This window comes from Sphingomonas japonica, from assembly GCF_006346325.1.
In the GTDB taxonomy this organism is placed as follows: Bacteria; Pseudomonadota; Alphaproteobacteria; order Sphingomonadales; family Sphingomonadaceae; genus Sphingomonas; species Sphingomonas japonica.
The window spans coordinates 627,317-637,857 of the sequence record NZ_VDYR01000001.1 but is presented as its reverse complement, the minus strand read 5'-3'; the positions used below and the strand labels follow the sequence as shown (position 1 = coordinate 637,857).

The following is a 10,541-nucleotide window of genomic DNA, read 5'->3' as shown; positions in this document are numbered from 1 at the left end:
GCGGAAATGTCGTTAAGACGGCCCTAAGCCTTTTCGCGAAGCGCCTCAACCGCGGCAGCGAGCGTGGCGGCGGCATAGCTCGCGACGATCGCCAGCCCGATCGCGGGATAGCCGGCGATCGTGGCGACGGCGAGCAGCAGCAGATATCCCGCCGGGCTGCCCCACCAGAATGCCGGTCGGGCGCGGGCGCGTTCGCCGATCGCACCGGTGACGACCAGGGCAATGGCAAGGACCAGCGCCGTCAGCGTCATTTCCGCGCGGGCCGTCATCGCGCCTAGCGCGATCGCCGCCAGCGCCGAGACGATCGCGATCGCCGCCTCCTGCCGCCGGGCGAGCCGGTCGTCGCCGCGCAGCCATCCCAGCAGTGACCCGGTCGACAACGTCGCAACAGCAGCGACCGCGCCGACGACACCGGCGATCGTCCAGTCGAGCAGGATCATCGCCACTGCGCCGACCGCTACCACGCCGCCGGTCGCCACCACGCTCCACGGGGGAATGCCGCGACTGACCAGCAGCGGCAGTGCCAGGCGGGTGATCGGCGTGAACACGAAACGGTCCGCCCACGACGTCCGCCGGGTCGCCAGCGCCGCAAGCACGGCGTTGCTTCGGCTGGCCAGCGTCGAGGAGTTGCGTTCCACCCCGTGCCCCGCGCGCCGGGCGGAAGTCGGCAGCTGCACCTGATGCGCGCCGGCCTGCACCGCGACCCGCAACAGCGTCGATTGAAAGTCATATTCCCGCGGAAGCGCGGCGGTATCGGCGAGGCGCTGCGCGGCGATCGCGGCGATCCCTGCCCAGACATGCCCGGCGTCGACCCGTTCGACCGCGATCTGGCTGCCCGCATCCTCGCTGACGATCAGCGTGTCGGGTGCGCTTCCCGCCGCGAGCCGCACCGCGGCCTCGGTCGTCACGAGACCATCGGCGAGCACGATCACCGCGGCGAGCGGGTGCGCCTTGGCCGACGCCTCTTCGGCCGAGCGCACGATGTCAATCGCCACGCCGCGCTTGGCGATGCGATTGACCGCCCCCAGCAACGCCGGCGTCACGCGCGCGACCGCAATCATCAGGTGCCCCGCGCCACAAGCGATGAGCAGCCGCGCCTGATATTCGATCAGCGTCATGCCCCCGAACGGCAGCGTCGCGGCAAGCGCACCCGGCTTGTCGTCGGCTTCTTCGGTCGCAAAAATGAGCCCCGCCAGCATCATGCGGGCGATACGGCGATGTCACGCGGCAGGCAATGCGGCATGAGGTCGGTCAATACAGCAGGAAGGGCTGGCGCAGCGCGCGCCACGCCGCCTCGTCCGGGTCGGTCGCAGCGTCGAGGTCGTTCGGGGTCGCCCGTGGGTCGTCAACCCATTCGCGCAGCCCGGGACCCCCGTTGATCACGTCGATCGCCAGCTTGCCGAGTTCGTATTCATAGGGGAAATCGCGCCAAAGCGGATAGTCCGGCGCAGCGCCCCGGATTGCCTTGAACGCCAGCGCCTGCAATCGCCATGGCCGGAATGCCGTGTGGTCATAGTGCGGACCTTCGGCATGGATATGAACACCTGCGCACAACTGCCCGACATGCTTGTGAAATGTAGGCTCGAACCAGCAATCGCGAAGGCTGCATCCCGCAAGCCACTGGGGCGCCAGCGACCGCATCGCCGCGATCACGCTGCGCGCGTCGATGTCGGGTGCGCCAAACAGTTCGAGCGGCCGGGTGGTGCCGCGGCCTTCGGACAGCGTCGTCCCTTCAAGCATCACGGTCCCGGCATAGGCCCGCGCCATGTTGACGTTCGCGGCGTTCGGGCTGGGATTGATCCAGATGCGATCGTCGGGCCAGCCAAATCCCGGCGCCGCGTCGGGCTGCCATCCCTCCATCGCGACCACGCGATAGGCGACGTCGAGCCGGTAGTGATCGACGAACCAGTGGCCAAGTTCGCCCAGCGTCATGCCGTGCCGCATCGGCATCGGCCCTGCCCCGACGAAGCTCTCCCAACCGGGGCGCAGCGCCATCCCCTCGACCGGCCGCCCGGCCGGGTTGGGGCGGTCGAGCACCCACACCTCCTTGCCGTGCCTGGCCGCGGCCTCGAGCATGTAGAGCAACGTCGTGATGAAGGTATAGATGCGGCAGCCCACGTCCTGCAGATCGATCAGCACGACATCGAAGGTGCCCATCGACTGTCCGGTCGGACGGCGGACCTCGCCATAGAGGCTGAAGATCGGGACGCGGTGCACCGGATCGTCGAAATCCGGCGATTCGACCATATTGTCCTGTTTGTCTCCGCGCAGCCCGTGCTGCGGACCGAACGCGGCGGTGACGTCGATCCCCGCCTCGACCAGGGCGTCGAGCGAATGCGTCAGGTCGCGTGTCACCGACGCGGGATGCGCCAGCAGCGCGACCCGCCGCCCCTTGAGTTCGCCGAGCAGTTGCGGGCTGGCGAGCAGCCGATCGATACCGAAATCCATGATCCAGCGACGTGCCGCGATCCGCCGCGCGGCGCAAGGGATGACGCCGCCGCGCATCGACGATATGGCGCCGTCATGACCGACTTTTCTTCCGACCTGCTGCGCCTCCTCGCGTCGCGTGGCTATATTCACCAGATGACCGATGCGGCGGGGCTCGACGCGCTGGCCGCGCGTCAGATCGTGCCGGGCTATATCGGCTTCGATCCGACCGCGCCGTCGCTGCATGTCGGCAGCCTGGTCCAGATCATGATGCTGCGCCGGCTTCAGCAGGCGGGCCACAAGCCGATCGTGCTGATGGGCGGCGGCACCGGCAAGGTCGGCGATCCGAGCTTCAAGGACGAAGCACGCAAGTTGATGACCGGCGATACGATCGCCGCGAACATCGCCTCGATCAAGACCGTGTTCGAGCGCTTCCTGACCTTCGGCGACGGTCCCACCGACGCGGTGATGCTCGACAATGCCGAGTGGCTCGATGCGCTCGAATATATCCCGTTCCTGCGCGATATCGGCCAGCATTTCTCGGTCAACCGGATGCTCGGCTTCGACTCGGTCAAGCTGCGGCTCGAGCGCGAACAGTCGCTCAGCTTCCTCGAATTCAACTACATGATCCTCCAGGCGTATGATTTCCTGGAATTGGCGCGCCGGGCCGACTGCCGTCTGCAGATGGGCGGATCGGATCAGTGGGGCAACATCGTGGGCGGCATCGAGCTCGCGCGACGTGTCGAGGGAACCGAAGTCTATGGGCTGACCACGCCGCTGATCACCACGGCGGATGGCGGCAAGATGGGCAAGACCATGGCAGGCGCGGTCTGGCTAAATGAAGCGCAGCTTTCCGCCTATGACTATTGGCAATTCTGGCGCAACACCGACGACCGGGATGTCGGCCGTTTCCTGCGGCTGTTCACCGACCTGCCGCTGGAAGAAATCGCGCGGCTCGAATCGCTCGAGGGCGCCGGGATCAACGAGGCGAAGAAGATTCTCGCGGACGAGGCCACGGCGCTTTGCCGCGGCCGCGCCGCAGCGGACGAGGCGGCGGAAACCGCGCGCCGGACGTTCGAGGAAGGATCGGCGGGCGACGCATTGCCGACCCATAAGGTGACAGGGCCGATCGGCGTGGTCGATGCGCTCGTCGCGCTTGGCCTGGCGGCGTCGAAAGGCGAGGCTCGGCGGCTGATCAAGGGCGGCGGCGCCCGGGTCGACGGGGCCAAGGTCGACGACGATGCTCTGGTCCTGGATGTCGCCGACGCACCGCTGCGCCTCTCCGCCGGGAAGAAGCATCACGGATTGCTGACGCGCGGTTAACCAGCGATCGCAACGATCCGTTGAGGCTGCTCCTTTCGGGTCGCTTCACATCCGCTGCGCTAGGCTGCTGAAACGTAACCGCTTCTAGCAGGGGAGAAGCGCCGTGTACCGACCGAGCAGCCACGCCATTGCCGATGCCCGCGCCGTCGATCGCGATGCGGTTCATTATCGTGCGCGCGGATATGGCCCGAATGCGGAAACGCTGACGCTGCTGATCGTCAACCTGTCTCCGCACGGGTTGATGGCGCGCGTCGAAGGCGATTTTTCCGAAGGGCAGCGGATCAGGGTCATACTTCCCGTGACGGGCGTGATTGCCGCGGAAATTCGCTGGTGCTTGGGCGGGCGCATGGGATGCCAGTTCGATCAGGCGATCGATCTTGCCAGCTATTACGAGCTGCTCGCCGGGCTCATGCAGCGCTAGCCGCGGCGCACGAGCACTGCCCCTCCGAGCACCAGCATGATGCCGACGATCCGGGACGCGCTGACCGGCGTCCGCTCAAGCGCAAGCAGACCGAAATGGTCGAGGATCAGCGCGGTGATCAACTGCATCGCGATCATGATCGTCAGGAGCTGGGCAAGGCCGAGGCGCGGCGCGGCATAGGCGGTTGCCGCCACGAAGAACGCGCCATATGCGCCGCCGAACCACGCCCAGGCCGGCAGCCCCTTCAACGTGGCGGGCGACGTGCGATCGACGGCTGCCCACGCGATCAGCAGGATCAGCGTGCCCGCTGCGAACGAGATCAGCGCGGCGAGCAGCGGCGATCCCGATGCGCGCGACAGCGTCGCGTTGGTCGGCGGCTGCAGCGCAACGCCGATGCCCGACAGCACGGCAACCATCAGGGGTAGCAACGCGTTCATCTCGCTGGTTCCTAAAGCTCGGCGATTATAGCCGGGTTCGCGTTCATCCGGACCGCAAGAGATTGACCGCCCCATCGCGCTCGAACAGATACAGCGCAATTCGCGCGGCCTGTCCCCGATCGCCGTGCAGGCCCCCGTCGCGATCGATCAGCAGCCGGGCGTCGCCATTGGCGGCCGGGAGCAGTTCGACCATCGCTTCCGGCGTGGCAAGCCGGAACTGCGCATCGCCGGACTGGCGGGTCCCCAGTAACTCGCCCGCGCCGCGCAGGCGCAGATCCTCCTCGGCAATACGGAAGCCGTCATTGGTCTCGCGCATCAGGGCAAGCCGCGCGCGAGACGTTTCGCTGAGCTGGCTTCCGCGCAGCAGCAGACATACCGAGCGCCCGCCACCGCGTCCGACCCGGCCACGCAGCTGGTGCAGCTGGGCGAGGCCGAAGCGATCCGCCGCCTCGATCACGATCAGCGTCGCGTTGGGGACATCGACGCCGACCTCGATCACCGTGGTCGCGACCAGCACCGACGTGCGTCCGCCTGCGAAGTCGGCCATCACCGCATCCTTGTCCGGCCCCTTCATGCGGCCATGGACCAGCCCGACCTTGTCGCCGAAGCGCGCGCGCAGTGCCGCGGCGCGTCCCTCGGCTGCGGCGAGGTCGGTCTTCTCGCTTTCCTCGACCAGCGGGCACACCCAATAGGCCTGCCCGCCGCTGTCCATGTGACGCCCGAGCGCGTCGACGACTTCGCCGAGCCGTTCGTCGGACATCACCCGCGTCTCGATCGGCTGGCGTCCCGGTGGCATCTCGTCGAGGCGGCTGACGTCCATCTCGCCATATTGCGCGAGCGTCAGCGTGCGCGGGATCGGAGTCGCGGTCATCACCAGCAGATGCGGCGGGCGCTCCGCCTTGGCCTGGAGCATCATCCGCTGCGCGACGCCGAAGCGATGCTGCTCGTCGACGACGATCAGACCAAGATCGCGGTAGGACACGCCCTGCTGAAAGATTGCATGGGTACCGATCAATATGTCGATCTCGCCGGCGGCCAGTCCCATCAGCGTCGCCTCGCGCGCCCGTCCCTTGTCGCGCCCAGTCAGGATCGCAACCCGGATGTCGAGGCCGGACAGGGTTCGGCTGAGCGTTTCGAAATGCTGGCGCGCCAGAATCTCCGTGGGCGCCAGCAATGCTCCCTGCGCGCCACCCTCGACCGCGATCAGCAACGCCATGATCGCGACCAATGTCTTGCCCGAACCGACATCGCCCTGCAGCAGCCGCAGCATCGGGCGCGTCTGCGCCATGTCGCCCTCGATCTCGCCGATCGTGCGTGCCTGCGCGCCGGTAGGGGCGTAGGGCAGCACCAGCGCATCGCGCAGTCGCCCGTCCCCGGTCAACGGCCGCCCACGTTTGGCCCGCGCCGCGCCGCGCACCAGCAGCAATGCCAGCTGGTTGGCGAACATCTCGTCATAGGCGAGCCGCGCGCGTGCCTTTTCGTCGGCGGGATCGGCATGGATTGCCGCCAGCGCAGCGCGCCAGGACGGCCAGCCATGCTTGGCCCTGACGCTCGGCTCGATCCACTCGGGCAGGTCGGGCGCGCGCTCGATCGCCTGCGCCGCCAGTTGCGCCAGGCGTTTCGACGTCATGCCTTCGGAAAGCGGATACACCGCTTCGCGCGCGGCCACCTCGCCCGCTTCCTCCAGGGGCAGCACCTGGTCGGGGTGGACGATCTGCAGCTCGTCGCCATAGGTTTCGAGCTTGCCGGAAACGCGCCGTGCTTCGCCGAGCGGCAGCAGCTTCTTCGCCCAGCCGGCATTGCCGCCGAAGAAGACGATGCTGACGGAATTGCCCCTGGCATCGACGGCATGCACCCGCGTGGGCCCCCGCCCCCGGCTGATGCGATAGTCGGTCGGGGTCAGCGTGATCGCGATCACCCGCCCCGCATCGGCAATATCGAGTTCGTCGCGCGGCAGCCGGTCGATCCATCCGCTCGGCAAATGGAACGCGACATCGATGACCCGGGCGAGGCCGAGCTTTTCCAGCGGCTTGGCGAGCGCTGCCCCCACGCCCTTCAGCGCCGTGACTTCGGCGAACAATGGATTGAGAAGATCGGGGCGCATGACTATCTGGCGCATCTACCCCGTCGCCGATCGCGCCGCCAGCGCCATCGGCCATTCGCCGTTGGAGCCCATGGACCGAAACTCCCGCATCAAGCGCCTGCGCTTTCGCGCCTGGCACCGCGGCACCCGCGAAGCCGACCTGCTGATCGGCGGGTTCTTCGATGCCCATCATGCCGAGTGGAGCGAGGCCGAGGTCGCCGCGTTCGAGGCGCTGATCGAGGAACAGGATGTCGATATCATGGCGTGGGCAATGGGGACGCAAGCAGTTCCCGCAGCCTATGAAGGGCCGATCATGGCGGCGCTGAGAACGCTGAACTACGTGCCGATTGCGCGATAGCGCGTCTCCAGCAAGCAGACAGGATTGCATGCCCGACCTTTCGAAGATCATTTCCGCCAAGACCGCGCTGACGCTGTCGGGCGTCCCGACCGGGTTCCTGCCCTCGCTGCTCGCCGACCTTGCGCGCGCGGCGAAGGGCGGATGCGTGTTCATCGCGCCGGACGAAGCGGCGATGCGGTCGGTGGCCTCGACCGCTCCCTTCTTCGCGCCCGAACTCGACGTGATCCAGTATCCGGCGTGGGACTGCCTGCCCTATGATCGCGCGTCGCCGACGCTGAGGGTCATGTCGGAGCGGCTTGCGGCGCTGCACGCGCTTCAGGCCGGTTCGAAAAAGCCGCGATTGATCCTGACCACGGTCAACGCCGCGACGCAGCGCACGCTGACGCCGTTTCGCGTTCGACAACTGGTGGCGAGGCTGGCCCCCGGCGAGCGCATTTCGCTCGAGCGGCTGACGTCGCTGCTGTCGGCGAACGGCTATGTCCGCGTCGATATCGTCCATGACGCCGGCGAATTCGCAGTCCGCGGCGGGCTGGTCGACCTGTTTCCGTCGGGGTCCGAACACGGCCTGCGGCTCGATTTCTTCGGCGACGAGATCGAAACGGTCCGCACCTTCAATCCCGACGACCAGCGCACGTCGGGCCGGGTCGATGGGTTCACCCTGCTTCCGGCATCGGAAGCGCTGCTCGACGAAGACAGCATCAAGCGCTTTCGAGCACGCTATCGCGAGCGCTTCGGCGCGACCGCGACCGGCGATCCGCTCTATCAGGCGATCAGCGACGGGCGGCGGCTGGCGGGGATGGAGCATTGGCTGCCGCTGTTCGAGGAGCGGCTCGACACGCTGTTCGACCACTTGCCCGACGATGCGGTGATGGTGCGCGATTCCGGTACGCCCGGCGCTGCCGAGCAGCGGTTCGAGGCGATCGCCGATTACCAGGCGAACCGCGTGCGCGCGCAGTCGAGCGATCCGGGCAGCTACCGTCCGCTGGGCCAAGACCAGCTCTATCTGCTGCCCGACGAATGGAAGAAGCGGCTCGCCGAAGCGCCCGCGCATCTGACGTCGCCATTCCACGAACCGGAAAGCGCGACCGTGCTCGATTTCGAGGTCGACAACGCGCGCGACTTCGCGCCCGAACGCGCGGGCGGTACCAACGTCTATGAAGCGGTGATCGAACACCTCGCCGCACTGCGCAAGGGCGGACGCCGCACTATCCTCGCCAGCTATTCGGCAGGCGCGCGCGAGCGGCTTGGCGGGCTGCTCGCCGATCATGGGCTGAAGGGCGCGGTCCAGATCGACACGTGGCAGGCGGCGATCGCCAAGGCGGCGACGGCGACCGCGCTGATCGTGCTGCCGCTCGACCACGGTTTCACCGCGCCGGGCGTGGCGGTGCTGACCGAACAGGACATGCTTGGCGACCGGCTGGTCCGCCGCAAGAAGCGCCGCAAATCGACCGACGCGTTCCTCAACGAACTGGCGACGCTGTCGCCGGGCGACCTGGTGGTACATGTCGACCACGGCATCGGCCGCTATGACGGGCTGACCTCGATTCCCGTCGGGACCAGCCCGCACGACTGTGTCGCGCTGAGCTATTCGGGCGGAGACAAGCTCTACGTCCCGGTCGAGAATCTCGACGTGCTGTCGCGCTATGGCGCGAACGAGGAAGGCGCGCATCTCGACAAGCTGGGCGGCGAAGCGTGGCAGCGGCGCAAGTCGAAGATGAAGGAGCGCATCCGTGAGATCGCGGGCGAGCTCATCGTCACCGCTGCGGTCCGCGCGACCCGCCCCGCCGACGTCGTCGAGCCCGATGCCAGCGGCTATCCGGCGTTCCTCGACCGCTTTCCCTACGAGGAGACCGAGGATCAGGACCGCGCGATCAACGACGTGCTCGAAGACCTCGGCGCGGGCAAGCCGATGGACCGGCTGGTCGTCGGCGATGTCGGCTTCGGCAAGACCGAGGTGGCGCTGCGCGCCGCATTCGTCGCGGCGATGGCAGGGATGCAAGTTGCGATCGTCTGCCCGACGACGTTGCTCGCGCGCCAGCACTACACCAATTTCCGCGCGCGGTTCGAAGGATTTCCGATCAATGTCGGCCGCCTGTCACGGCTGGTGACCGCGGCGGAAGCGAAGACCGTCAAGGAAGGTCTGACCAACGGCCAGATCGATGTCGTCATCGGCACCCATGCGTTGCTGAGCAAGAGCATCGAGTTCAAGCGGCTCGGGCTGGTGGTGGTCGATGAGGAACAGCGCTTCGGAGTCACCCACAAGGAACGGCTCAAGGCGTTGAAGGCCGACGTGCATGTGCTGACGCTGACCGCGACGCCGATCCCGCGCACGTTGCAGATGGCAATGTCGGGCCTGCGTGACCTGTCGGTGATCCAGACACCGCCGGTCGACCGTTTGGCGGTGCGCACCTATGTGATGCCGTGGGATCCGGTAGTGCTGCGCGAGGCGCTGTTGCGCGAGCATTATCGGGGCGGCCAGGCCTATTTTGTGACGCCGCGCATCGCCGACCTGCCCGATATCGAGAAGTTTCTGCGCGAGGACGTTCCCGAGATCACCTATGTCGTCGCCCATGGCCAGATGGCGCCGACCGAAGTCGAGGAGCGCATGTCGGCATTCTACGACAAGCGCTACGATCTGCTGATCTCGACCACCATCGTCGAGAGCGGGCTCGATATCCCGAGCGCCAATACGCTGATCATCAACCGCGCCGACAAGTTCGGCCTCGCGCAGCTCTATCAGCTGCGCGGCCGCGTCGGGCGGGCCAAGACGCGCGCCTATGCCTATATGACCACGCCGCCCGAGCGGCTGATGACCGAAGCGGCGGAAAAGCGGCTGAAGGTACTGGCCGATCTGGAATCGTTGGGCGCGGGGTTTCAGCTCGCCAGCCACGATCTCGACATCCGCGGCGCCGGCAACCTGCTCGGCGACGAACAATCGGGGCATATCAAGGAAGTCGGCTACGAACTCTATCAGTCGATGCTCGAGGAAGCGATCCTCGACGCCAAAGCCGGCGGCATTCGCGACGACCGCCCGAAGGAATTCAGCCCGCAGATCACCGTCGATGCGCCGATCCTGATTCCGGAAGAGTATGTTCCGGATCTCGATCTGCGCATGGGACTATACCGCCGCATCAACGAGGTCGAGGATCGCCAGGGCGTCGAGGCGTTCGCGGCCGAGCTGATCGACCGCTTCGGAAAGCTGCCCGAGCCGACCGAGAACCTGCTGACGCTGATCGAGACCAAGCTGAATGCGAAGAAGGCCTGCGTCGCCAAGCTCGATGTCGGACCCAAGGGCGCGCTGGTGAGCTTCCACGAGGACAAGTTTTCCAATGTCGACGGGCTGCTTGCCTATGTCGAACGGCTCGACGGAACCGCAAAGCTGCGCCCCGACATGAAGCTGGTCGTGGCGCGGCAATGGGCGACGTCGAAAGCGCGGCTGAACGCCGCGTTGCAGATTTCGCGGGGTCTGGCCAAGGCGGCCGCGGGGTAGCG

General features: G+C 67.0%; 8 protein-coding genes. 4 read left to right on the top strand and 4 right to left on the bottom strand.

Annotated features, from left to right (window positions below; genetic code table 11):
• Positions 1 to 23: 23 nt before the first annotated feature.
• Both FHY50_RS03160 and FHY50_RS03155 read right to left on the bottom strand, forming a co-directional pair.
• Positions 24 to 1,202, bottom strand: a complete 1,179-nt coding sequence (locus FHY50_RS03160) for a hypothetical protein (protein ID WP_140046924.1) — start codon at positions 1,200 to 1,202, stop codon at positions 24 to 26.
• Between the two features lie 49 nt (positions 1,203 to 1,251).
• Entirely contained in the window at positions 1,252 to 2,448 is a 1,197-nt protein-coding gene (locus FHY50_RS03155; RefSeq protein WP_140046923.1) for an exo-beta-N-acetylmuramidase NamZ family protein, read from the bottom strand.
• 75 nt (positions 2,449 to 2,523) lie between these two features.
• On the opposite strand from FHY50_RS03155, the gene tyrS reads away from it, so the two are divergent.
• Positions 2,524 to 3,750 (top strand): tyrosine--tRNA ligase, encoded by a 1,227-nt coding sequence (tyrS, locus tag FHY50_RS03150; RefSeq protein ID WP_140046922.1) that lies wholly within the window; start codon positions 2,524 to 2,526, stop codon positions 3,748 to 3,750.
• A gap of 103 nt (positions 3,751 to 3,853) precedes the next feature.
• Positions 3,854 to 4,171: a PilZ domain-containing protein gene (locus tag FHY50_RS03145; protein ID WP_140046921.1), complete on the top strand. Its 318-nt coding sequence runs from the start codon at positions 3,854 to 3,856 to the stop codon at positions 4,169 to 4,171.
• Here FHY50_RS03145 and FHY50_RS03140 read toward each other — a convergent pair.
• On the bottom strand, positions 4,168 to 4,608 hold the full coding sequence (locus FHY50_RS03140) for a DMT family transporter (protein ID WP_140046920.1): 441 nt from the start codon (positions 4,606 to 4,608) through the stop codon (positions 4,168 to 4,170). The two genes, FHY50_RS03145 and FHY50_RS03140, sit on opposite strands and share 4 nt — an antisense overlap.
• A gap of 43 nt (positions 4,609 to 4,651) precedes the next feature.
• Positions 4,652 to 6,712: an ATP-dependent DNA helicase RecG gene (gene recG, locus FHY50_RS03135; protein WP_140231012.1), complete on the bottom strand. Its 2,061-nt coding sequence runs from the start codon at positions 6,710 to 6,712 to the stop codon at positions 4,652 to 4,654.
• 70 nt (positions 6,713 to 6,782) lie between these two features.
• Between recG and FHY50_RS03130 the strand changes: the two genes are divergently transcribed.
• On the top strand, positions 6,783 to 7,049 hold the full coding sequence (locus FHY50_RS03130; protein WP_140231013.1) for an FAD assembly factor SdhE: 267 nt from the start codon (positions 6,783 to 6,785) through the stop codon (positions 7,047 to 7,049).
• Between the two features lie 28 nt (positions 7,050 to 7,077).
• Positions 7,078 to 10,539 carry a transcription-repair coupling factor gene (mfd, locus tag FHY50_RS03125; protein WP_140046919.1) on the top strand — a complete coding sequence of 1,154 codons (3,462 nt, stop codon included), beginning with the start codon at positions 7,078 to 7,080 and terminating at the stop codon, positions 10,537 to 10,539.
• The last annotated feature ends 2 nt before the right edge of the window (positions 10,540 to 10,541 follow it).